At 44.3% G+C, this 23,286-nt stretch carries 20 protein-coding genes; 8 read left to right on the top strand and 12 right to left on the bottom strand.

Annotation, left to right across the window (positions count from 1 at the left end; translation table 11 throughout):
• The first annotated feature begins 155 nt into the window (after positions 1-155).
• Entirely contained in the window at positions 156-1,796 is a 1,641-nt protein-coding gene (locus BCV39_RS03890) for a DEAD/DEAH box helicase (RefSeq protein WP_048659043.1), read from the top strand.
• Positions 1,797-2,340: 544 nt separating this feature from the next.
• Here BCV39_RS03890 and BCV39_RS03895 read toward each other — a convergent pair.
• Entirely contained in the window at positions 2,341-3,870 is a 1,530-nt protein-coding gene (locus BCV39_RS03895) for a DUF3612 domain-containing protein (RefSeq protein ID WP_080967367.1), read from the bottom strand.
• A 169-nt stretch (positions 3,871-4,039) separates the two neighbouring features.
• On the opposite strand from BCV39_RS03895, the gene BCV39_RS03900 reads away from it, so the two are divergent.
• The gene (locus BCV39_RS03900; RefSeq protein WP_048608941.1) at positions 4,040-4,636 is read left to right on the top strand and encodes a malate synthase; all 597 of its coding nucleotides are present in this window, start codon (positions 4,040-4,042) and stop codon (positions 4,634-4,636) included.
• Positions 4,637-4,763: 127 nt separating this feature from the next.
• Here BCV39_RS03900 and BCV39_RS03905 read toward each other — a convergent pair whose 3' ends face one another.
• The 6 genes from BCV39_RS03905 to BCV39_RS03935 all read right to left on the bottom strand — a co-directional run bounded on the left by BCV39_RS03905 (position 4,764) and on the right by BCV39_RS03935 (position 11,696).
• Positions 4,764-5,780 (bottom strand): GGDEF domain-containing protein, encoded by a 1,017-nt coding sequence (locus tag BCV39_RS03905; RefSeq protein ID WP_102432671.1) that lies wholly within the window; start codon positions 5,778-5,780, stop codon positions 4,764-4,766.
• A gap of 455 nt (positions 5,781-6,235) precedes the next feature.
• A complete protein-coding gene (locus BCV39_RS03910; protein ID WP_004730009.1) occupies positions 6,236-6,448 on the bottom strand; it encodes a cold-shock protein in 213 nt (70 codons plus the stop codon).
• Between the two features lie 361 nt (positions 6,449-6,809).
• Positions 6,810-8,087, bottom strand: a complete 1,278-nt coding sequence (locus tag BCV39_RS03915) for a cytosine deaminase (protein ID WP_102432672.1) — start codon at positions 8,085-8,087, stop codon at positions 6,810-6,812.
• 9 nt (positions 8,088-8,096) lie between these two features.
• Entirely contained in the window at positions 8,097-9,335 is a 1,239-nt protein-coding gene (codB, locus tag BCV39_RS03920) for a cytosine permease (protein ID WP_102432673.1), read from the bottom strand.
• Between the two features lie 793 nt (positions 9,336-10,128).
• A complete protein-coding gene (locus BCV39_RS03930) occupies positions 10,129-11,352 on the bottom strand; it encodes a biotin/lipoyl-binding protein (protein WP_102432675.1) in 1,224 nt (407 codons plus the stop codon).
• Positions 11,346-11,696 carry a hypothetical protein gene (locus tag BCV39_RS03935; protein ID WP_048659050.1) on the bottom strand — a complete coding sequence of 117 codons (351 nt, stop codon included), beginning with the start codon at positions 11,694-11,696 and terminating at the stop codon, positions 11,346-11,348. Before BCV39_RS03935 ends, BCV39_RS03930 begins: the two co-directional genes overlap by 7 nt.
• Before the next feature lie 132 nt (positions 11,697-11,828).
• On the opposite strand from BCV39_RS03935, the gene BCV39_RS03940 reads away from it, so the two are divergent.
• Positions 11,829-12,836 carry an AraC family transcriptional regulator gene (locus BCV39_RS03940; RefSeq protein WP_048659051.1) on the top strand — a complete coding sequence of 336 codons (1,008 nt, stop codon included), beginning with the start codon at positions 11,829-11,831 and terminating at the stop codon, positions 12,834-12,836.
• Positions 12,837-12,845: 9 nt separating this feature from the next.
• Here BCV39_RS03940 and BCV39_RS03945 read toward each other — a convergent pair whose 3' ends face one another.
• Together BCV39_RS03945 and BCV39_RS03950 are read right to left on the bottom strand one after the other, a co-directional pair.
• Entirely contained in the window at positions 12,846-13,772 is a 927-nt protein-coding gene (locus BCV39_RS03945; RefSeq protein ID WP_102432676.1) for an urea transporter, read from the bottom strand.
• 80 nt (positions 13,773-13,852) lie between these two features.
• Positions 13,853-14,512 (bottom strand): pyridoxamine 5'-phosphate oxidase family protein, encoded by a 660-nt coding sequence (locus BCV39_RS03950; protein WP_048659053.1) that lies wholly within the window; start codon positions 14,510-14,512, stop codon positions 13,853-13,855.
• 90 nt (positions 14,513-14,602) lie between these two features.
• Between BCV39_RS03950 and BCV39_RS03955 the strand changes: the two genes are divergently transcribed.
• Positions 14,603-16,060, top strand: coding sequence for a PLP-dependent aminotransferase family protein (locus tag BCV39_RS03955; protein WP_102432677.1), 1,458 nt, complete (start codon positions 14,603-14,605; stop codon positions 16,058-16,060).
• A 46-nt stretch (positions 16,061-16,106) separates the two neighbouring features.
• Here BCV39_RS03955 and yjeH read toward each other — a convergent pair whose 3' ends face one another.
• Positions 16,107-17,372 carry an L-methionine/branched-chain amino acid transporter gene (gene yjeH, locus BCV39_RS03960; protein WP_102432678.1) on the bottom strand — a complete coding sequence of 422 codons (1,266 nt, stop codon included), beginning with the start codon at positions 17,370-17,372 and terminating at the stop codon, positions 16,107-16,109.
• A 256-nt stretch (positions 17,373-17,628) separates the two neighbouring features.
• Between yjeH and BCV39_RS03965 the strand changes: the two genes are divergently transcribed.
• From BCV39_RS03965 to BCV39_RS03975, 3 genes are all read left to right on the top strand, one after another.
• On the top strand, positions 17,629-18,090 hold the full coding sequence (locus tag BCV39_RS03965) for an Lrp/AsnC family transcriptional regulator (protein WP_065675842.1): 462 nt from the start codon (positions 17,629-17,631) through the stop codon (positions 18,088-18,090).
• Positions 18,084-19,004: a LysR family transcriptional regulator gene (locus BCV39_RS03970; RefSeq protein ID WP_102432679.1), complete on the top strand. Its 921-nt coding sequence runs from the start codon at positions 18,084-18,086 to the stop codon at positions 19,002-19,004. Before BCV39_RS03965 ends, BCV39_RS03970 begins: the two co-directional genes overlap by 7 nt.
• Before the next feature lie 127 nt (positions 19,005-19,131).
• A complete protein-coding gene (locus BCV39_RS03975) occupies positions 19,132-19,746 on the top strand; it encodes a LysE family translocator (protein WP_102432680.1) in 615 nt (204 codons plus the stop codon).
• Between the two features lie 115 nt (positions 19,747-19,861).
• On the opposite strand, the gene BCV39_RS03980 is transcribed toward BCV39_RS03975, so the two are convergent.
• Positions 19,862-21,025 (bottom strand): alpha/beta fold hydrolase, encoded by a 1,164-nt coding sequence (locus BCV39_RS03980; RefSeq protein WP_102432681.1) that lies wholly within the window; start codon positions 21,023-21,025, stop codon positions 19,862-19,864.
• 53 nt (positions 21,026-21,078) lie between these two features.
• Positions 21,079-21,309, bottom strand: coding sequence for a hypothetical protein (locus BCV39_RS03985; protein ID WP_048659061.1), 231 nt, complete (start codon positions 21,307-21,309; stop codon positions 21,079-21,081).
• Positions 21,310-21,582: 273 nt separating this feature from the next.
• Here BCV39_RS03985 and hcp point away from each other — a divergent pair, with 273 nt between their 5' ends.
• Complete coding sequence (hcp, locus tag BCV39_RS03990; RefSeq protein WP_102432682.1) at positions 21,583-23,244, top strand: hydroxylamine reductase; 1,662 nt, start codon at positions 21,583-21,585, stop codon at positions 23,242-23,244.
• Positions 23,245-23,286: the final 42 nt, after the last annotated feature.

Raw genomic sequence — 23,286 nt, forward strand, 5'->3', positions numbered from 1 at the left:
TGAGCTGCGATTAGAATTTAGTTGCTGAATGTGGGGAAAAGCCTCAGAATACCGCGCTTTGCTCCATATCAATGTATTTAGCGAGCAAAAGCTGAAGCAACGCACTTTTTAACGCGTTGCTCATACTAAATGTTATTCAACTGAGAAAATAATCTATGAGTTTTACCTCCCTTGGCCTTTCTGAACCTATCCTTAAAGCTATTGAAGCACAAGGTTACGATAAGCCATCACCAATACAAGAGAAAGCCGTACCAGCTGTCCTAACGGGCAAAGATGTTATGGCCGCTGCTCAAACAGGTACAGGTAAAACTGCAGGCTTCACGCTACCTATTCTTGAAATGTTATCAAAAGGCTCTCGCGTACGTCAGAACCAAGTTCGTGCGCTCGTGTTAACGCCAACTCGTGAGCTTGCTGCGCAAGTAAATGGCAGCGTAGTGAAGTACGGTATTAACTTACCACTTACTTCTACGGTTGTGTTTGGTGGTGTGAAGATTAACCCTCAGATGCAAAAACTGCGTAAAGGTAGTGATGTGTTGGTGGCGACGCCGGGTCGTCTACTTGACCTATATAACCAAAATGCCGTGCGTTTTGACCAACTAGAAATCCTAGTGTTAGATGAAGCGGACCGCATGCTAGACATGGGTTTCATCCGTGACATCCGTAAGATCTTGGCTTTCTTACCTAAGAAGCGTCAGAACCTATTGTTCTCTGCAACCTTCTCTGACGATATCCGTAGCTTGGCAAAAGGCTTGGTGAATAACCCAGTAGAGATCTCGGTAAGTCCTGCAAACTCTACGGCTAAAACCGTTGAGCAAAGCATCTACCCAGTAGATAAAAAGAAAAAGAGCGCAATGCTAGCGAAGCTGATCAAAGATAATGATTGGCGACAAGTGCTGGTGTTCAGTAAAACAAAACACGGTGCAAATAAGCTTGCTCGTTTCCTTGAAGAGCAAGACATCACAGCGGCGCCTATTCACGGTAATAAGAGCCAAGGCGCACGTACCAAAGCCCTAGAGAATTTCAAAACGGGTAAGGTTCGAGTACTTGTAGCGACAGACATCGCAGCACGTGGTATCGATATCCCACAACTGCCTCAAGTGGTTAACTTCGATCTTCCACATGTATCAGAAGACTATGTACACCGTATTGGTCGTACTGGCCGTGCTGGTGAAGTAGGCAAAGCGATTTCATTGGTTTGTGCTGATGAAGTGGGTGAGCTGTTCGGTATTGAACGTCTTATTCAACAAGTGCTAGAGCGTCGTGAGCTTGAAGGCTTCTCGCCAGTAAACAAGCTGCCTGAGTCTCGTTTGGATACACGTCCAATCAAGCCTAAGAAGCCGAAGAAAGCGAAACAACCACGTGAACACGCAGACGGTCAACGTTCTGGTGACAACGCTCGTGGTCACAAGCCAGCAGGTAAGAATAAGCGTCACGTACCGGGTACAGGGTCTGCGCCAAAGCGTAAGCCAACGTCTGGAAAGAAGCCAACTGAAAACAATTCAACCGCGACTGGTGAAGATAAATCAGTAAGAAACAATGGCAGTAACTTTAAACGCGGCAATGCGGGCAATAAACCTGCTGCAAATAACGCGGGTTCTCAGAACACGCTGAGCAAACCAAGCGGTGCGGGTAAATCTAACGGTACTGGTAAGTCAAACAACGCGGGTAAACCTGCAGGCAAGCCTAAGAAGTCCGGCTACGGCGGTAGCTATGGTCCAAGCAAGTCGTCAAATAAGCCGGCGGGCAACAAACCTTCACCATCGAGAAGCCGCTCTAAGCCAGCTCCTCAGAAATAGAGTCTCTAGATAGACTATAGAGGTCCAATGACGAGAATGCTTTTTAGGAGAGTTCTCGTTAATTAGTGACTATCTAACTCAAATAAGCGCGAATATTGAATTTCAATGTTCGCGTTTTTTTATGGGCGTTGTTTATGTTTAGTAACCGTTTATGTTGAATAACCTAGGAGAGGTTAATCGCTGTTTAAAGTGATTGAACCTATGGGAAATACGGCAATTTTGGGAAGGGTAATGAATCTTTAATAATTTATTAATAACAACATAATCACTAGCATTTTTGTGGATTCTTGCAATTTGCAATTCCAGTTTGCAAAACAAACAAGAATTTAAGGCTAATACGTGTCCAGATGCGTAGTAAATACGTATTTTAAAAGTTGGCACGCATGCTGCATTAGTAACGGTGACCCTTCTTAAGCCGAGGGTCACCTAGCCAACTGACGTTGTTAGTGAACCTTTATTGTTCACACAAAATATATGACCAATCACCCTTTTGTGATTGGTTTTTTTTTGCCTGAATTTTAGGTTCTATTTTTGTTATTACTTTTTACCCACCACACTTAGAATAACAGCTTGGTTGGCGTGGGCATTCTCCACCTCTGGAGCAGATAAGCCTCGCCTCTGTCTCTATCCCACGTTCAATCCAATTTATATTTAGAATCTTGGCTATTGTCGTGAGATCTTTCTTGATGTTACGCGGTATTGCTACAGAGCCGCCATTGTTGACGCATGACGCCTTAAGTTGCTCTGCTATTTCTCTCGAATTACCACCTTGAGCATCAATCGCTGGATTGAGATCTATACCAGCACACAAAACGCGATTGTTACCCGCAGGATCCGTCATATTGATGGATTCACAACAGTAGATTCTTGGCTCATCACCCACATTTAAAATGGAGATTTGAGCAGAGCTACCCGCTCGGGGTTCAGATAATCGACGGAACACAGCCCAATGTTGACATGGGTCAGCGACTGTTCTCATATTTCCCCAAGGCAATGGAATCCCGTTCCCGCGGTACACCGCCTTGAGTTTCCCCGGCCCATAAGCATCAAAATAGTGCCAGTGAGGGTAGGGCGATACTACCGTCATTCGACGCATCGCAACAGAGGGGGAAACCCCTGCTCTTTGGTGAACGTCGATTTCGTAACCAGTACGGTCGAGCAGCTGTCTGAACGGGACTTTCGGGCATAACAGAGCGCCAGCAAAGAAGCTGGATTCAAAGTCACGCCATGCTTGAAGAATGTCTTGAGAGTTGAGCTGGGAAGAGCCTGAGACTTGATTGTCATCCCATGTATTGTTGTTACCGACCGACAACACACTCTTTAATCCTTCTTTGCTATGCAAAATGCAATGGCCAATATAAACCGAGAGGTCGTATTTCAGGCGAGTTGGGTATTCTTTAAGAATCTCGTTTAAGAAGATTGTACCCGGAGGCTCAAAGAATGATGTAACCAGTTGCTTGGCATTAATACCGAGCTCATCAACTACGTCTTGCGGCGTTCGCGTTACCCAACGGATGTTGATTCCAAGGGTTCTAGCGATGTCTATAAGGTCTTCTACGCTGAGGTTGAGACGTTTTAGGCCAACTTCCTCTGCAGCGCGTTCAAGGTCAGGGAAGTGGTTCTGGTTGCTCTCTTGGTGTGCCCTAATCAAGAGGTGTGCAAACTGACGGCCTGAAATCCCCGTTTGTGACAGCATCTCAGGAATCGCAATTTGCAGGATGTCGTTGGAGAAAAGAAAGCTAGGCTCGAGTGCCATGCCACTTATCCCACCACGATTCCCTTTATCAGGGGCAATGGCTTGTTGTTCAGATTCATCGTCGAGGAACCAGGTTGGGTTCTTCTGAAAGACCTGCGCAATCACTTCCAGCATATCGATGCTTGGAACCCGCTTTCCGCGTTCAATCATTGAAAGGTAAGAAACGGAAGGTGCGTATTCTGGGTTGATTCTAATACAACGCGCAGACAGATCTTCCATCGTTAAATGGTTACGTTTTCTTAGGTTACGTATTTTAGTACCTAGGAAGTGTGACTGACGAACTAAACTTTTTGACAAGGCCATATTTGTAAAATTCACATTGTAAAATTTTTGTTGTGAAATTGTATGTAAAAAAGCGCTAATCTACAAACTAAGCAATTCACAAAATGACAAATAAATTAAACGTTAGTTTGGAATAATTGCTCTAGGACACATTTTTGCTGTAGAAATCGGTGGTTATCACCGGACTGGTCAAGAGGGAAAGACTATGAATATGCTTACATTCGATAAAACAGAAATCCAAAAACAATCAAAGCCATTTATCGCTGAAGCTGTCTTTGCCGTGGAGACAATCAGTGCAAACCAGCAAACTGAAAAGCAAGTGAAAGCAAAGCAGCTGCTTGATCGACTATTCCCACTAGAGAATGGCTCACATCAAGACGTAACCAGCTATGTAGTAGATTACCGTCATATCATGGCTTACTTTAAAGATGGTCAGCACAGCGGTCTAAAGCATCCTAAACAGTTTGTAGCGTACATGGGTGAGAAGAATGACCCAGACTCTATCTTGTTCAGAGATGGTAGTGGAAGCCACCTAGAGGTGATGTTTGGTTGCCATAAAGGGACAGGTTGTATTGAACTGGTAGAAATCGATGATATTCAGTTGGAGTCATGCACCACGTTTGGCCAATCACCAATGGAAGCAACAACCACAATGCGAGAAGAGACCATTGCAGCGATGCGCCACTGGATCAGTTTGATTCAAGGTGATGCAAAGGGCAAACCAAAGGCATGCAGCGAAGATAAAGAGTTCAGAGCAAAGAGTGGTGAAGATTACTGCCTGAATTACTGCTTCCAGATCTAACGGTGAACCCTAGGTAGCTAAATCAATTTATACAGCTAAAGAAAAAGCCCCGAAGATAATGTCTTTGGGGCTTTCTAGTTTCAATACGAGCCGACTAATATGTCGATACGAGCAGTGATGGTGTGTCTTACAAAGGCATTACTCGGTTACGCCCCAGTGATTTTGCTTCGTAAAGCAGCTTATCGGCTCTTTCGATCAGCGATTGCGCTGACTCTCCGGGTTCAAGTTCACCGACACCAAACGATGCGGTGATACTACCGACTTGTTCACCACTGCGACGGTCTTTAATCGACAGCTTCTCTAGAGAGCGTCTATTAGTATCCGCGAGTTGGCGAGCAATACGTAAAGACTTATTAGGTACAATGAGTGCGAACTCTTCACCGCCAAATCGATAGGCAGAAATACCTTCTCGACAACTTAGCTTCAGCTTGCGAGCAATCCCTTTAAGAACCATATCGCCAAACAAGTGGCCATAGGTGTCGTTGAAGTTTTTAAAGTGATCGATATCAAGAAGGATCAAACATAGAGATTGTTTCGCTTCACACAAGGTTTCTATATCACGGTCAAAAGAGCGACGGTTATAGAGTGTCGTTGTGCTGTCAAAGAGCGCATCTTTCTGAACTTCCACCAACTGGGTTTTAAGCTTGGTAATTTCTGATGTAGCAGAGTTCAGCTGAGAGTTTAGAAACTGAGTAGAGTGACGAATATGACGAGACTCAGAAACTAGCTGACGAACCAAAGACATGACTTCGTCGATCGATAAACTTTCATTATCAACACGAGCTAAATCTTCGAAGCTTTTATCTATCATTTCTGAAAAAGCAGAGGTGTCGGTCAGTGTGTCGTTCATCGAGTTAGAAACTTCAGAAACTAACAACTCCAAATTAGCGCGAAGGTCGTTGATATTGGTTTCGGATTTACTCGCAACATAATTGTTGTAAAGCTGTTCACCAACAGCTGGAGGGCAAATGCCGTAGTGTTCTAAAACACCATCCATGTCTTTAGTTAGCTGCGGGATAGCATTATCGACATAGGTGTACCAAAGTGCGTAATTTGCAGGTGTGGTGGACACCCTGTTCTTCATCATAAGAGGTACCGCTTTTTTTAGATTAGCGGTGGATTTCTGGAATTCGTCTTTTTTCATTATTGTTACTGCAGATACCAAACTAACTCAAGCCACTTGTCGACAAGGTTAGCGGATTTCGCAGGTCTTTGCTTTAAAAATTATATGATTAATGGATGAGGATTGGATAAATAACTCGTTTTTATTATGAATATCGATTGCGCAATCATAAATTGAATCTAATAGATTGTTCTTTAATCATATTTTTAGTTATTCACCGTAGAACATAGGCTGAATTTTGTATCAAAGCTTTTGGCAAAAGGTGGACTCAGTGACCTTAAAGTGGTTTTTTATGTAGCGAAGTAAATTGACGGCATAGCTTGAATTGGGAGAACTTTGATTTAGAGGACTTGCGCTGATAAGAGTAAAACGAGTGAAGCTTTGTATACAGAAGGGAGGTGGAAATATTTATAAGCAGATACAAAAAAGCGCCGATAAAAATCAGCGCTTTAAAATTCTTTTTAGCTAAAAGCTAATTATTGAGCAACAACGTTTGCTGCTTGTAGGCCTTTTTGACCGTTTTCAACTTCGAAAGAAACCTTTTGGCCTTCTTTCAGAGTTTTGAAGCCTTCAGAAGCGATTGCACGGAAGTGTACGAATACGTCAGCACCGCCGTTGTCTTGAGAAATGAAACCGAAACCTTTCTCTTCGTTAAACCATTTTACAGTGCCAGTATTTGTGTTAGACATAATTTGTCCCTTATTCATAAATTTTCTAAATTGTTGATTGCATTACTGCAATGCGCTGATAATTGAATTATTTAATATTGCTAAGAAATAAGGAAAAACTACTTACAAAAACGGGTAACGATTTTACATGTCATTTTTTACTATTCATCTAACTTAAATAACTCCGGCTAACAGAGCGAGTGCATGTTAACACAGTCTTTCCGGTTGTACACTCATTGATTGAGAAATCAGCGAGTTTTTTTGTCATGTTGTGCTTGTTAACAAAAATCACCTAGAACAGCTGATAGTTTTATAAAATTACACGCTGTGACAAAATGAAAAGGAAGCCTAAGCTTCCTTTTCATGATTAGTATAGACGATATTAACGCTTGAAGTTGATATCTTCAGTCTGATCTAAGTTAATTTTTGTTTTCGCTGGCTGAGTCTCTGCAATCACCTTACCGTGGCGCACTGAATACTGCACGGGTACTTGGCGACGCACTGCATCAAAGCCATTGTCAGCAGGAAGAATCAGTAGGCTACCTGGCTTACCTTCTTCGATACCGAAGTTGTCTTGGATGTTCAATGTGCGAGCAGAGTTTTTGCTGATCAGATCAAGCGAGTTGTTGATTTGGTCGTAGCCCATAACCTGTGTTACGTGCAGTCCCATGTGCAGAACTTGAAGCATGTTCGCTGTACCCAGTGGGTACCACGGGTCAAACACATCATCGTGGCCAAAACAAACGTTGATGTTTGCTGCTAGCATCTCTTTCACACGAGTCACGCCACGACGTTTCGGGTAATCGTCAAAACGGCCTTGTAAGTGAATGTTCACTAACGGGTTTGCTACGAAGTTGATACCAGACATCTTCAATAGACGGAACAAGCGAGAAGCGTAAGCACCGTTGTAAGAACCCATCGCAGTCGTGTGGCTTGCTGTTACCTTTTCACCCATCTCAAATTTATGAGCAAGGGCTGCCAGTGTTTCAACAAAGCGAGACTGTTCGTCGTCGATTTCATCACAGTGAACGTCGATTAGGCAGTCGTACTTGCGTGCAAGTTCGAACACGTAATGCAGAGATTCAACACCGTATTCACGGGTGAACTCAAAGTGTGGGATAGCACCGATAACGTCAGCGCCGATCTTCACTGCTTCTTCAAGCAACTTTTTGCCGTTCGGGTATGAAAGAATGCCTTCTTGAGGGAATGCGACGATCTGAATGTCGACCCACTCTTTCATCTCTTCACGAACTTCAACCATCGCTCTTAACGCAACTAACGTTGGATCAGATACATCCACGTGAGTACGCACGTGTTGAACACCGTTAGCGATCTGCCATTTCAGTGTTTGCTTCGCACGCGATTTTACGTCTTCAATTGATAGCAGTTCTTTACGCTCAGCCCAACGCTCAATACCTTCAAACAAAGTGCCAGAGATGTTCCAGTTAGGTTCTCCAGCTGTTTGAGTCGTATCTAGGTGGATATGCGGTTCACAGAAAGGAGAAACGGCAATGCCACCTTCAGCATCAAGGATGTCACCTTGATGATTGATTTGTGCGTCATTATCGAGAATGCGAGAAAATTGACCATTTTCAATCAGAATCTGTTTCAAGCCCTCTTGGTCTTGAAGTTTCGCGTTCTTGATTAATAAGGTTGTCATAGTGTGTCCTTAAGCGGCCTGAGATTTCAGAGCTTTTTTGTTCAATAGAGGATTAAGCACGAGGTAACTGATTGCACCACCTAACACTGCGTTCAAAGGAACAACGCCAGGAAGGAAGTGACCAGCGGCTACGCCTGTTGCTACCGCGATAATGCCAGCCCAATTAACGGTTTGGAACTCTGCATTTGCAAAATCTTTGTAACGTTTACGGTTTGCGAAGAAGTCAGCGATGATTACGCCACCAATTGGTGGAATCGCCAACGATAGGAAGGTTAACCAACCTACGAAGTGGTTGTACAACCAAAGCGCGAAAATCGTACCGATGATGCCGTTAATGATAGACATTGTAGTACTTGAGCGACCAGTAATGTTAGATAAACCAAGGCCAGATGCATAAAGTGCGTTTTCATTGGTTGTCCAGATGTTCAAGCCAAGCACGATGATCGCTGGAAGCAGTAGTCCTTGTGCAATCATCACATCTGAAATGTCTGATTGGCCTGTTGCTGCTGCGCCGGCTGCGCCGAAGATAAACATCAGCGAGTTACCGATGAAGAATGCAACCATAGTAATCAATACTGCGCTTGCTGGCTTTTTACCAAAGCGAACAAAATCGGCCGTTAGCGTACCCGCACTAACAAATGAACCTACAACCATTGCTAAGGCCATTGAAAAGTCCATTGGAGTTTCTGGCTCAATCAGTTGTAGCTGTTCTAGTCCGCCAACGCTGTCTACCGCAGTCAACACTGAGTAACCACCTAGAATAGCAATCGCTGGAACAGCAATCGCTGAAAGCACCATTAGCGCTTTAATACCGAAGTACACCGTACCCGTCATCAAAAGACCTGACACAATAATCAAAGTGTTGGTATCAATGCCTGTGGCTTTCTGTACCGGAATTGCGAACATTGCTACGCCGACGCCAAACCAACCTACTTGTGTACCACCAAGTAGAGCAGAAGGAAGCCATGAGCCTTTTGTACCGAAAGAGAAACGAGCTAGGAGGTGAGTGGAGAGGCCAGTAGATGAGCCGATGTAGCCAAGAAAAGAAGTGTAAATACCAAGAATTAGGTTACCGATGAGAACGGCGAGGAAGAAATCATTGAATGAGAGGCCTGTCCCGAGTGAACCACCTGTCCACATACTTGCAGAGAAGAAAGTGAGTCCAAGCATTACCATGGTGAGTGAAGCGACTCCTTTCCTAGCCGATGTAGGAACCGGCCCTAGACTGTAGTTATTATCAGCAGCCATTTTTTACCTCCGCAAATGATCAAAATTAAAATTAACGGTCGCCGTATTGCAGGCAAACGTGCGCATTATGGTGATATAAATCACATAGTCAATGCTAATTTTGTCAATAAAGGCGCTTGAGAATCAGTTATCATCTTAAATGCCTTGTAAAACATAGGGTTATTTTCTCCATTTATTTCATGAAAATAAATAGAAAACGTTTTCCATAGCGTGTTGGGTATCTGCTATCGATAGTTGGCTATGAATGTTGATTGTTATGCGATTGAATGGGTGTCTGTATCGAGAGGTGGGCGGTTAGTCAAACGGCAGGCAAAAAAATAGCCAATCGCAATAACCGCAATTGGCTTATATATTTTGTGAACAAGAATAAGGTTCACTAACAACGTCAGTTGGCTAGGTGACCCTCGGCTTAAGAAGGGTCGATTTATACATTGCAGGTAGCGTGCCAACTTTTAAAACCTCGAATATAGGCTGTTTAATAGCAATTTGGTGCGTATTTGGGTGTTTTATTCGCGTTTTAGAATTATCCTGTCGCATTATGCAATTGCGATTTGCAATTTAATGATAGTGTTGGGTGATCTAGGTGTTGATGATCTAGTGTCGCGATGAGATGAGATGAGATGAGATGAGATGAGATAAGAAGAAAGGCGAGCACAGCGTGTCTCTGAGTTCTTTGCCTTCTATGGACTCTTCCTATGCCTAAAAATATGGAATTTTGTGCAAGCAAGCAACCAAAAAAGCCCGTGCGATTTGAGATCGCACGGGCTTTGTCTTGTTTTGCTTATCAGGCATATTAGATAGAGTAGAAGAAGTACAGCTGAGACTTCATTCTAATGATGATCCCGCGTATTACATCTAGGAACGCCATGAAGCTAATCGGTTTCTCACCACTTACCCACGCTAACCCGACAGAACCAACAGGAATATCGTAGCCTTCTGTTTCATCGATCTTTAAACGTACAAAGTGGTGCTTGTTCTGAAGGTTCCGACCTGTGGTGACACGCACCTGTTCATCGATACCGAGCAAGCTCGCCTGTGCTTCACCCGTCGCCTCAACAATACCTTCTACGGTTGCCGAGAATATCTTGCCAGGGTAAACCGCCGTCGCAAATTCTGCTGGTTGGCCGACCTTAATATTACGAATCGCTTGGTGGTTAACTCGCATTAGCACGTACTTCTCTTCGGTGTACATTTGAATACGAGGCATCATTGAAACGCGCTGACCTTCACGAAGAATAAAGTTCGTTACAAAGCCGTCAGTCGGTGCCGTGACTTTGGTGCTGTTAAGATCCCATTGTGCTTGAGCCAAGGTTGCTTTCGCTGAATCCACTTCTGTTTGTTGTTTGCTAACGTTAGTTTCGGCTTTGTGAATGTCGAGTTTCGCGTTTTCTGCATCGACTTCTTTCTTGCTCAGTTGAGATTCTAACGTAGTCACATTGTGAGTCGCCAAATCTACCTTTGCCGTTTGTTGGTCGATGTCAGTTTCAGTGATTGTGTGTTGTACGACACTGTTTTGCTTCTGGTAACGATCAAGCGTTTTTGATTGCAGTACTAAATCTGTTTTCGCTGACTCAATTTGTGCAATTGAAGCTTTGATGTCTTCTAGCGCTGAGCGATAGCTAACTTTAGCAATGCTCACTTCTTGGCGAGCCGTGTCTAAAGCGACCTTTGCTGACTCAAGTTGAACACTTGCTTTGTCTCTTGCAATCACATATTTGGTGTCGTCAATCTCATAGATCAGTTGTCCTTCTGTCACATCTTGGTTGGGATGGATATGGACTTTCGTTGTTTTACCCGACACATTGGTTGAGTCTGGACGCAATTGAATGTGCGGAGACTGAACAACCGAACCGCCCGATAAATCCATCGGAGTAAAGTTGAGTAGGCCGACCCACACAAACAATAGCCAAGATGTACCACCTAGGTACGCGAATGCTTTGGTGCCTTTGTTCCAAGGCATACCAATAAGTCTGAGTAAATAAATGAACAGTGCCCAAATTGCTAAGCCTTCTAACATACTTGGCTCTCCTCATCTTGCTTGTCGGTCGTTGCCTGTTCCTTCGGTGCTGCCGGAGATTTCCATGTATCTCTTAGGTTGATGATGGCTTTTTCCATATCAACAAATGCCAAGATTACAGCGAGTACCCATACCCAGTGCCATACGAAACCAATCCATGTTAATGCGGTAATCAAACCCAGCTGATGATGATCTTTACTGTGAGCTTTATTGATTGGTAATTCATGAACACGCCAGAACCCGTAACATGCTGCCGCGATGGTTGCGACCAACACTACGCCAGCCACGACGTGTAGTGCAGTATCTGCACCTGTTCCGACAAATGGGACACTAAGTAAACTCATTGATAAACCCTAGGTTAAATTGAGCGCCGAGTGTGATTGATATCAGATTTAGAGGTTGAAAATTTACCAATTACTTTAATAATGGTGTCAATATGATTTGATCTGTAATAGTGACTTCTAGGTAGGGGGCTAATGAACAACTGTAACTTCTTAAGAGCATTGGGTATTTTGGGTATTTACCAATACGCAATGACCAATAAGGCCGTGAATACCGAGCAATTAGGTATTCCTAAATCGGTGTTTAATAACCCGATGAACCTTATTCCCGTTAGTGAAGTGGACAAATGGTATGGTCTACTTGAAGAGCAAACTAATGATCCGGATATCATATTGAAATTGGCTGATCGTGTAGATATTGAAAGATTAGGCCCGTTAACCAATTGGTTTTTTTCTGGTCACGATCTTGCGTCGACGATCCGCAGAGTCAACATCGGACTGCATTGTTTACAGTCGGGTGCTTTCTTATACGGTGCTCAAGTCGGAACCATGATTAAATGGTGCTACGACAATCCCGCTTACACGGAAACGGGCAAAGTACATGACTCGATAAGAGTGGCCATTTTCATTATGAAGATTTTGCGCCGTTATTTAGGGGATGGTTTTAAACCCATGGCGGTATCAATTGCCGGCCATCGAGATAACGTTGATCTCTACCATGAGTATTTCGGTTGTACGATTCAATGGGGGCAACCTCGTACAGAGGTTTGGATACGGAGTGAGTTGAGGTTGTCTATTAATCAATCGCCAAGTGTAGGTAAAATGGGGCTGGCGATGAATTTTCACGACCTAGACAACTACCTCAATATGCCAGATGCCGGTGATGAACATAAGGTGACTTATGAGATGATCAACTACAGCCGCCATTTCGGTTTGCCGACTCTGCATAAAGTTTCTAGCCTTCTGGGGTTATCTGAGCAGCAGTTTCAGCGACGTTTACACAAACGGGGTGTCAATTTTTCTACCATAATGGGTTATGCATTGAGTAATGTTGCGGTGGAATTGTTGAGTTATAAATTGCCCATTGAAGATGTCGCTAAACGCTTAGGCTATACCAATACTGCCAGCTTCAATCGAATGTTTAAGAAACATCGAGGTTTAACGCCAAAGCAATATGTCGAGAGGTTTTGGACGGATCTATAGTTTATGTTTTTAGGCTAGACTTCGTTTCTGTAACAAGCCTGATAAGTAAACCACAGCCCAAGTACTCAAAATGAAAGGCGCTGTTAATGGCAGCAGTGCCAAGGTGTGAAAGCCTAGGGTAATAAGGCAACTCAACAGCATGCCTAATAGGATTAGCGGCCAAGGAATTCGTGGATAGAGCACAAGTGCTAGAGTTGCAAGAATGGCGTTGTAGCCATAAAGACCTTGCTTGATCAGTTCGTTGTCAGCACCAACCAAAGAGCTAAATAGGGTACTAATAAACACCGCAAGCAGTATCCAAACAGCGTGCATGAAGCTGTTCAGTGCGATTGCGACCAAGATAACCAATCCGGAAAACTCATTATTGATAAAACTGACTTGGCTGATCCCTTTTAGCATGGTCACCACAAACGTTGGTAAGTAGTTTTTCACATCTGTACCGATATCAATGAGTGGCATCAACGCAATGCTTGATGTTGAAAATGCAGAAAGCTCGAAGGTTGATTGGACAACATAAATTCCCCAAGAGGTGATAACAAAGGCGCTGGTGTAACCGCGGTACTTTTTAAAGCTAAACACTATTTTAGCGATTGGTACGGTGAGTAGGGCACCGAAGACTGTCACAGCCGCTAGTATTGGGGTGACCCCAAAGAAGTTACCAATGAACAAACCGATCAGTGCGCCATTTAACGCATACATACCACTGTTAAGATCATGAGTTGGTTTGTTGTTGGTGTTAATGCTGTTATGGGTATAGCGAGCTAATATGTAGCTGCAGCTGACACCGAGTATAGTTAAACAAGCCAGTGGAATTGATTCAATAGAGATAGCTAGCAATAACAAAAGGGATGTTACAGCAGATGGTGTGAAATAGACTTGCCCAATACCATTGAGCAAGCCTTGAAGTGGAAGAGTGTCCTTATTCGTGTTCATCATCTGGCGACAGAATTTCATTATGCTAAATTTTTGATACGCCAGATTGTATACAATTATTCTTGGTTGACCATCTTCGTGTGTTAATTCTGATACCAACGTTCACCATAGGCTTGTTGGTAATCAGGTGTTTCAATAATACCTTCTTGCTCTGGCACTGTTTCTAGTGGCCCTACTACCGTTCGATAAGGTAATACGCCAGCCCAGACTGGGATATCCATATCAGTCTTATCATCATTCACGCCATGTTTACCAATTTTTACGGAGGCTTCTGTTAAAGGAATCGCCAATAGCTCGGTTGCGGTGAGCTCTTTATCATTACTTAGCCTGACTTCATCGGTTCTTCCCGGTGCGATTTGCTCAATAAAGATATTCAGCAAGCGATCCTTTTCTTGGTTGTCATCAATAACTGAAAAAGACCCCAGTACCACTGCAGAACGATAGTGCGCACTGTGATGAAATGCCGAACGAGCCAATACCCAACCATCGAACAGAGTGAACGTTAAGCAGGTTGGTTCTCCTTTCTTTAGCCCTTTCAGTAAGCGACTGTTTTTAGCCCCATGAATGTAGACCATGTCATCCACTCGCCACGCGAGCATCGGGATAACCATTGGGCCTTGTTCGCCTTGCAATGCAATGTGTGCGATTAAGCTCTCATCAATGATTTGGTGCAGTTTCTCTTGTTCAAATACGGCTTTGTGAGCCCCTTTTTTAATCGTGGTTCTTTTCGTGTTAGATAACATAATCGCTCCTTAATCATTGCCTTTTGATTAATGTAGCGATTAACTGGTCTATTAAATAGAGCCACTTTTAAACACTATTTGGATCCAGTTATGCAGCCTATCGATGTCGGTGATCTACAGTTAGACGAACAACACGACACGCGTCAAACCGCCTTGTTCCACGCGATAAGAGAGAAGATCGTTCAAGATTTATGGAGCAAGGGCAGTAAGTTACCTTCAACACGTAAGTTGGCCGTCGAGTTATCGGTGAGTCGAAATACAGTGATTTACGCGTACGAACAACTGGTCACTGAAGGCTATATCGAGAGTAAGCAAGGCTCGGGTTTTTACGTGTCGGTTGAACAGCCGGAGCATTTTCTCAGTTTGTCTCAGCCAAACAGTGTTCAGGATGTACAGGTTAGGCACGTAATAAGTAAGCCGAGTGCAAATATAGCGACACCTAACGACATTAACCGCAGCTTTGCCCCAGGAGTCCCTGACTTAGATGCGTTCCCTTATGCTAAGTGGCAGAGGCTGTTGCAACGCCACTCTGCACGTCAGAACATTGCGGGCAATCAAGAGGTTCAGGGAAGCTTGGCCTTGAGGGAAGCGTTGACCGGGTATCTTGCAAGCAGCCGTTCAGTTCATTGTAGTGCTGACAGAATCATCATAACCGCAGGTGCTCAGCAAGCTATCTCAATTGGTTTGATGGCGACGTTGGCGATGGGCGACAAAATCCTGGTGGAAGAGCCCGGTTATCGACAAGTGCATAAAATTATCGATCTGTTGAGGTTAGAGTTAGATGGCGTAAGTGTCCGTGAAAAGGTTGGATTAGATATTGAAAAAGTGTTGTTCAGTAATGCTAAGGCTCTGTATGTCACGCCGAGTAACCAATACCCAATGGGCACGACTTTAAATACTGAGCAACGCCTCAAGCTCATCGATTGGGCCAACAAACATCAGTCATGGATCATTGAAGATGACTACGACAGTGAGTTTCAGTTTGCACATCGCCCTTACACCAGTATGCAAGGCTTAGCGGGTAAACTCGGGTTTGATGACCGAATCATTTATGTTGGTTCGCTGAGTAAAGTCATGTTCAACGGACTCCGCTTAGGCTACTTAGTGGTGCCAGAAAGTCTGGTGGCGAAGTGTCTTGAGATTAAAGATGCACTCACTGGAGACACGGCGTCTCATACACAAGAAGCTTTGTCGGATTTTGTTCGAGAAGGTGATTTATTGCGTCATATCAGAAAGATGCGTCGTTCCTACAAACTCAAACATGAAGCGATGATAGAAGCGATTAAAAGTGAGTTTAACGGTGATCTTGAAGTGATCAGTCAGGCGGCAGGACTACATGTAACGGTGAAGTGGTACAACGGAATATCTGAACATGAGTGGAGCCGCAGAGCAGAGCTTGAAAATATCATCATTCGTCCGTTTGATTTTTATGAATACGGTTCGAGTGATGCTCGTGATTGGAGTGGGGCGGTGCTGGGTTTTGGAAATATACGTTTGGCTGAGATAAAGCCGAAGATCAAACAGATCGCTCGGCTTTTTTATCAGTAATATTGGTAGGGCTTGTTTACAATTTTCTGATTCATCACTAATCGAGTTACAACTTGTCGATAGAAACAGTGGGCTTACCCAACCATTTTCGCCAAGGGAGTGACAATGTCACAAAAATAGTCACGGCATAGAGCATCGACCAACTTAAACAGATAAACACTAAGGTACATATGACCAATGAGAGCATGGCTGTGTATCTAGATGCACCTGTCAGTAATCGGCAAGCCGCTAACATAGCGAGCAAATAAACCAAAACAAAAATACCATTGGCGAGTTTAAGAAAGAATTCAAGGTCCAAATTAGACAGTTCACCAATCACACACGAGATAAGCGCGATAAATCCAATTGCTAATGTTGGGTAAAGTGGTACGCCACGGCTGTTCAGTTGAGCCATTCTACTTGTAGGAGTGTGTTGGCGAGCTTGAGCCCAGATCATGCGAGACAAGCTTTGGGTATAAAGGTTTAGGCTGGCAAAACAAGCAAAGAAGCCAAGTACACTGATGACGGTTTTGAAGCCATTACCAAACAATTGTTCTGTTACCCAAGGGATGGATGCGGCATCGAATTCAGGTGAACCGTAAGCCCCCAGTTTAAGAATCACCACTGAACAAGCCCAGTACACTAACCCCGCAACAAAACAGCCTGCAATGATGGCGATTGGGAAGTCACGTTGTGGATTTTTGAACTCCTCTCCCATGTGAGCAAAAGCTTCTATTCCGACAAAGCACCAAAACATGACGGCTAAAGCAGCGCCGATGGACCACATAGAATCGGACGAGATGGTAGGGAGAGCCACATCGGTTACCGTGATGTCGGCTTTCCAAACAAAAGCGCTAACCAAGGCAAAAATCGATAAGGCAATCACCGTTTGCAAGCGGCCTGAAGACTTACTGCCCATCAAATTGACGGCAATCAGCAGAGCGACGGTAAAGGATTGAGCCCCAAGTGGTGTGTCGAGAGGTGAGGGTAATAACTGTTGAGCAAAACCTCCTGCCAGTGCAATGGCCGCTGGAATACCGACAGGAATAACACTCACAAACAACCACGCCACGCTTGTTTCTAATCGCTCGCTAAACGCCTGACGTACAAAGTAAGCTGTACCACCTGCATTCGGGTAGTGTTTTCCTAAGGCAGCAAAGGTGAGGGCGATCGGGCAAATGGCGATAAACAAGATTAACCATGCCAGTAGCGACAACTGACCTGCGATACCTGCAGCGATAGCGGGAATCATAAATAATCCAGTGCCTAGCAAGGTCGTAGAGAGTTGTCCTATTCCTGAGATCAGCGTGATCTCTTGTTTGAGTTGTGTCATTCGCTCTCCTAGCTATTGGCTTATTATATCGGCCTTCTTTTGCCTGTCTTCTGATGTTTGGGTGATGCTATGAATGAGAGCATACATTGTCGCCATCAATAATACAGCTAGCGAAACGTCGTAAGACACCGTCATTTTAACGGTATTAATCCGATTAAGCGTGAAAGTGTCGGCTGTCATAATGGCTGTTATAAGTAGGAAAGTTGTGTCAAATTAGGCGTTATAAATAGAACAATAAGTGGAAAGAATCAGAAGCATGGATAAATTTGATCGCCAGATTTTGGATATTCTCAAAACCAACGCTCGATGCTCAGTGAGTGATATCGCACGAGATGTCAGTCTCTCGCGCTCAGCTGTGAACGCCAGAATCAAGAAACTGGAAAGCGATAAAGTGATTACGGGCTACTGCGCTCAAGTGACAGAACCCAATCAAACGAAGAATGTGTGTGCTTATATTTTGTTGAAGTTCGACATGTCGAGCAGCGACCATAGTTGTGAGTCCTACGCGCAACGAATCCAGAGTATTGATGGTGTGCAGTGGTGTCACTCGATCAGCGGTGAGACGGACATGATGCTGTACGTTGAAGTGGAAAGCATGGAGCGTTTAAATCAAGTTCGCGACCAACTGCAAAGCTATCCAGATCTGCGTCACCTAATGACTCATACTGTGCTTACCGAGTTTTTTAACAAACTGAATCCGACGGTACATCCATGTTAGGCAATATCAACTTAAACCTACTGCGTTCGCTGCATGTACTTCTAGAAGAGTGTCATGTAAGCCGCGCAGCTCAACGCTTGCATATTACACAGTCAGCGGTTAGCCGCCAACTTAGCCAGCTAAGAGATTTGTGTGGCGATCCTTTGTTGGTTCGTGATGGTAACAAACTGGTTCCTACTAATCGTGCTCTTCAGCTTAAAGATAAGCTCGATGACTTGCTTGGAGAGTTTGATCACCTGTTAGACGATAAACCCTTTGAGCCACGAGACTGGCAAGGTGAGTTGGTGTTGTCTTCGAGTGATTATGTGGCTCAGTATATTCTTCCTGTGATTGTTGCAGAGGTGTCCGCTGAAGCGCCGAATATCAATTTGGCTTATCGCCTGTGGCAGCCAAACTACCTTGAAGCACTGAACGAGTCGGGGATCCACTTAGCTTCTAGTATGTTTCCCACAAAGCCAGAGCATGTTTCAAGCATCAAACTTGGTGAAGACAAGTCGGTGTGTTTGATGCGCAAGTCTCACCCATTAGCTCAACAAGTGGTTTTGAGTGCAGAAGACATTGTTAACTACTCTCACATCAAGGTGACGGGGGGCGGAGATAAAGACAGCTACGCGGACATAGCATTGAAGAAGCAAGGCCTGAAGCGAAGAGTGGCTTTGCAGGTTCCGTTCTTTTCATCGGCTGGCACTGTATTGATGCAAGACGATTACCTGATGATTGTGCCGGAACATATCGCCTATAACCTAGGTCGACACCTCGATACTACCTACTTTTCTTTGCCGTTTGATACGGAAATGCATACCTATTGGTTAATGTGGCACCCTAAATATGACAACGACTCTGCCCACAAATGGGCGAGAGAAAAGGCATTCCAAGCCATGAAAAAGTCGAGTTACAATATCAGTATGATTTGAAATCATAAGTGTAATGATAACCTTTGATTTCAAATGATACGTTCTGCGGATTATGGTAAGTGCCAAGTATTGAGTATTAAGCGTAGAGTGTTCAGCTGGAACGCTTTATTTTACTAGGAATGGAATGATGACAGTAACAATTTGGTTTTCTTTATTAGCGATTTGCTTGTTGGGTGCAATGTCTCCGGGCCCGAGTTTGGCGATGATCGCTAAGCACAGCTTGGCTGGTGGCCGCATGAACGGACTTATCGCAGCTTGGTCGCATGCTGCTGGTATCGGTATTTATGCGTTCGCAACCATTGTTGGTTTAGCCGTTGTGCTTGAGCAATCACCCATGTTGTTCAAAGGTATTAGTTTAGCGGGTGCTGCGTATCTGCTTTATCTCGGCGTGAATGCGTTGCGTTCGAAAGGTGGTGTTGCCGCGAAATTGGAAGCGGGGGAAAAGATGAGTTACATGCAGTCTGCTCGCGAGGCTTTCTTGATCTCTATCTTAAGCCCAAAGATTGCGCTGTTCTTCATCGCTCTGTTCAGCCAATTTGTTGCATTAGGTAATGAACTGAGCAATCAAGTGATCATTGTCTCAACGCCGTTGATTGTCGACGGCCTTTGGTACACTTTTATCACCTTGGTGCTGTCTAGCCCGTTGATTGTTGAACGTATTCGCTCAAAGGCGCAGCTGATTGACCGACTATCAGGTTTGGTGTTGATCCTGCTTGCTGTTCGTGTGGTGTGGACGATATAGCAGTAAGCGATAAGAGTAAGTTACGAGAAACGATACTCATTAAAAAAGGCTCACTAGACGTTATCTAGTGAGCCTTTTTGATTTCTATGGATTGGCTTCGACAGGTTTGAGCTTGTTAGCCTTCAGAATTCAGCACGGCATCTAACTTCGCCATAGAATCTGAGAAGTAGGGGTTGTAGGTCAAACGCGCATGGTTCTTCCCTTCTTCGCGATAGCCCCATGCTGAGTACCAAACTTCACTGGTTGCATTACATTGTTCTTCAAAGCCTTCAGCCTGACCATTAGAGCAGATCTTCTCGCTACCATTGATTCCGTAGTAAGGGTTGCTTGGTGAGAACAGTAAGCCCATGTGAGAGCCGTTCGAGATACGCTGATCTGGAATTTTCATGCTGTACTGAACAGCGCGAGGATCCTCGAGTGTCGTTTCTCCTTGCCAAACCAACACATTGTTTGGATTCGGCATCGATTCAGTAAATGCTTGCTGAACGTAGTTGGTGTCAATCACGCTGTCGCCTTCACTCATCATAATAAACACCGGCTTATCAAAGTGCTTATCTTCCAAGTCATTGCGAACGACTTCTGATGTCTCGTAGTAAACTGAAGCACCGTTCATTGGCAGTGAGTTGTAACGCAGCACATTATCTTCAGGATCTTGATCGGCCCAAGTAACAAAGTAGCTCGCTAGCTCTGCATATTGAACGGCTGACGAGCTCGGTTGAAACGCAGGAGAGAACAGCAGTAACCCAGAGATCTTTGGATCATGCATCGCCTGTGAAGTCACGAGATTCGCGCCGGTTGAATAGCCGCCTAGCCAAACAGAATCATACTCTTGCTCAAGTAACTTCGTATGATGAGCTACCACACCTTGCCAATCTTCTAGGCTCGGCTGCATTAAGTCACCCACGCGACTACCGTGACCCGGCAGTAACACGGTTCTCACTAAGTAACCTTGCTCAACCAAATGGGTAGCGATGTCTTTAAATGAGTAGGGTGAGTCACCTAATCCATGAACCAGTAACACTGCCTTGCCGTTTGGCGAGGTTGGTTGATACTCGGTTGGCGAATTGAGTTGGATCTCGAGTTGTTTGTCTTCCGTCATGAACACACGGTTTTTCAATAACCAATCTTGGGTGTCATTGACGTAGGCATCAAAGCTGTCTTGCTGATAGCTAGGCAAATCTGGAGAAGTTTCGTAAGCGGGTATTGATGTCTCGTTGGAGCAACCAACGAGACTTAAAGTCGTTAAGGCCAGCAGTGCTAGGAGGGGCTTTCTTTGCATTATGTAATCTTGTCTCTGTTGTGCTTTCACTATGTCTGAAACTGAAGTTTAGATTATTTTCTGCTTGAAAGGTCTTCGTACTCACCTTCAATAACTCCGGCATCATGGGTTGATGACTGACGAGTGTTCATATGAGCTGCGAAACCTTGTTTCTTCATTTGATTCTGAATGCGCTTGCCAGTGATTAAAGCTGCAATAGCCAAAGGAATAGCAAGGATCAAGCTTGTGAATAGTGCCAAAAGGCCAGTAAATAATGCAACAATCGTAACTAATATATTTTTCATATTCATTCCTCTTTTTCTATGTTGTTACTTTATCGCTTCTATTCTGAACGAAACATGAACGCCGTTAATTAATCTCGGAGAGTCACTATGACACGGATGTGTGCTCTTGGGGAGTTTATATGTAGTCATAATCACGCACTAAAAACATGGAATACAGCTAAGTTTAATAAAATCAATGAGTTAAAAGTTGGCACGGTTGATGCTCTATAGGGGTTGGAATAAGTCACTGTAAGCAAAGCACTTACAGCTAATAAAAATTACTGGAGCCCCTATATGTTCTGTATTCAATGTGAACAAACAATTCAAACCCCAACCGTAAAAGGCTGTTCTTTCGCACAAGGTATGTGTGGTAAAACTTCGGAAGTATCCGACCTTCAAGACGTGTTGGTGCATTCTCTTCAAGGTGTTTCTTTCTGGGCTAATTTAGGCCGTGCTTGTGATGTTATTGATACTGAAATTGATGAATGGGCACCAAAAGCATTTTTCGCAACATTAACGAACGTTAACTTCGATCCTGCTCGCATCATCGAATTTGCTCAGCAATCTCACGAGTTTAAGCAGCGTTTAGAACAACAAGTTCGAGCGGCAGCTACGTTGACCGGTTTTGAGATCCCTGCGCTTTCTGCTGCTGCTCAATTCGATCTTCCAACAGATTCTTCAGAGTTATTGGCGCTTGCCCCTCAAGCGGCGGTAAACCGCGGTCACGACTCTCAACACGAAGATGTGATTGGTCTTCGCCTTCTTTGCCTATACGGCTTAAAAGGTGCGGCAGCGTACATGGAGCACGCACGTGTTCTTGGTCAAACTGACAATGCTATTTTTGCTGAATACCACGAAATCATGGCGTTCCTAGGTACAGACCCGTCAGATCTAAAACAACTGTTAGATACGTCTATGCAGATTGGCTTGATGAACTACAAAGTAATGGAAATGCTGGATAAGGGCGAGACAGATACATTTGGTCACCCTCAACCAACAACCGTGAATGTGAAGACGAAGAAAGGTCACTGTATCCTTGTTTCCGGTCACGACCTGCATGATCTAGAAAAGATCCTTCAACAAACAGAAGGTAGGGGCATTAACGTTTACACCAACGGTGAGATGCTACCTGCACACGGTTACCCTGAACTGAACAAGTACCCACACCTTGCGGGTAACTACGGCAGCGCTTGGCAGAACCAGCAAAAAGAATTTGCGAACTTCCCTGGTGCGATCGTAATGACATCTAACTGTTTGCTTAACCCTGATGTAGGCTCATACGCTGACCGTCTATTTACGCGTAGCATCGTTGGCTGGCCGGGTGTTGCTCACCTTGAAGGTGACGATTTCAGCGCTGTGATCGATTGTGCTCTTGCACAAGAAGGCTTCAAGCATGACGAGATCGAGCAAATGATCACTGTTGGCTTTGGTCGTAACGCATTGATGGAAGCAGCGCCTGCGGTTGTTGAGCAAGTGAAAGAAGGCAACATTAAGCACTTCTTCTTAGTCGGTGGTTGTGACGGCGACAAATCTGAGCGTAGTTACTACACAGATTTCACAGCTCAAGCACCAGAAGATTCAGTAATCCTGACCTTGGCATGTGGTAAATTCCGTTTTAATAAGAACCAATTTGGCGATATTAACGGCATCCCACGTCTGTTAGATGTTGGTCAATGTAACGATGCTTACTCTGCTATTCAGCTTGCTTTAGCACTGTCTAAAGAGTTTGACTGCGGCATCAACGAACTGCCTCTAACACTTGTTCTGTCTTGGTTCGAGCAAAAAGCGATCGTTATCCTGCTTACTCTGTTTGCTCTTGGTGTGAAAGGCATCTACACAGGCCCAACAGCGCCAGCGTTCCTAACAGAAAACCTACTAAAGATTATTCAAGACGAGTTCGATATGCGTTCTATCTCAACGCCAGAGCAAGATCTTAAAACAATCTTAGCGGCTTAATCTAAGCCAACTCCTAAGCCCCGTTGTTGTGACGTTTTTCAA

This window comes from Vibrio sp. 10N.286.55.E10 (genome assembly GCF_002872555.1).
In the GTDB taxonomy this organism is placed as follows: Bacteria; Pseudomonadota; Gammaproteobacteria; order Enterobacterales; family Vibrionaceae; genus Vibrio; species Vibrio crassostreae.

Excerpts from the sequence above, each read along its gene's own strand:
- BCV39_RS03905 (WP_102432671.1), bottom strand. The coding sequence starts at position 5,780 with ATGAAAAAAGACGAATTCCAGAAATCCACCGCTAATCTAAAAAAAGCG.
- BCV39_RS03955 (WP_102432677.1), top strand. The coding sequence starts at position 14,603 with ATGCAGCCTATCGATGTCGGTGATCTACAGTTAGACGAACAACACGAC.
- codB (WP_102432673.1), bottom strand. The coding sequence starts at position 9,335 with ATGGCTGCTGATAATAACTACAGTCTAGGGCCGGTTCCTACATCGGCT.
- BCV39_RS03930 (WP_102432675.1), bottom strand. The coding sequence starts at position 11,352 with ATGTTAGAAGGCTTAGCAATTTGGGCACTGTTCATTTATTTACTCAGA.
- BCV39_RS03890 (WP_048659043.1), top strand. The coding sequence starts at position 156 with ATGAGTTTTACCTCCCTTGGCCTTTCTGAACCTATCCTTAAAGCTATT.
- hcp (WP_102432682.1), top strand. The coding sequence starts at position 21,583 with ATGTTCTGTATTCAATGTGAACAAACAATTCAAACCCCAACCGTAAAA.
- BCV39_RS03965 (WP_065675842.1), top strand. The coding sequence starts at position 17,629 with ATGGATAAATTTGATCGCCAGATTTTGGATATTCTCAAAACCAACGCT.
- BCV39_RS03935 (WP_048659050.1), bottom strand. The coding sequence starts at position 11,696 with ATGAGTTTACTTAGTGTCCCATTTGTCGGAACAGGTGCAGATACTGCA.
- BCV39_RS03970 (WP_102432679.1), top strand. The coding sequence starts at position 18,084 with ATGTTAGGCAATATCAACTTAAACCTACTGCGTTCGCTGCATGTACTT.
- BCV39_RS03950 (WP_048659053.1), bottom strand. The coding sequence starts at position 14,512 with ATGTTATCTAACACGAAAAGAACCACGATTAAAAAAGGGGCTCACAAA.
- BCV39_RS03975 (WP_102432680.1), top strand. The coding sequence starts at position 19,132 with ATGACAGTAACAATTTGGTTTTCTTTATTAGCGATTTGCTTGTTGGGT.
- BCV39_RS03940 (WP_048659051.1), top strand. The coding sequence starts at position 11,829 with ATGAACAACTGTAACTTCTTAAGAGCATTGGGTATTTTGGGTATTTAC.
- BCV39_RS03980 (WP_102432681.1), bottom strand. The coding sequence starts at position 21,025 with ATGCAAAGAAAGCCCCTCCTAGCACTGCTGGCCTTAACGACTTTAAGT.
- BCV39_RS03945 (WP_102432676.1), bottom strand. The coding sequence starts at position 13,772 with ATGATGAACACGAATAAGGACACTCTTCCACTTCAAGGCTTGCTCAAT.
- BCV39_RS03985 (WP_048659061.1), bottom strand. The coding sequence starts at position 21,309 with ATGAAAAATATATTAGTTACGATTGTTGCATTATTTACTGGCCTTTTG.
- yjeH (WP_102432678.1), bottom strand. The coding sequence starts at position 17,372 with ATGACACAACTCAAACAAGAGATCACGCTGATCTCAGGAATAGGACAA.
- BCV39_RS03915 (WP_102432672.1), bottom strand. The coding sequence starts at position 8,087 with ATGACAACCTTATTAATCAAGAACGCGAAACTTCAAGACCAAGAGGGC.
- BCV39_RS03910 (WP_004730009.1), bottom strand. The coding sequence starts at position 6,448 with ATGTCTAACACAAATACTGGCACTGTAAAATGGTTTAACGAAGAGAAA.
- BCV39_RS03900 (WP_048608941.1), top strand. The coding sequence starts at position 4,040 with ATGAATATGCTTACATTCGATAAAACAGAAATCCAAAAACAATCAAAG.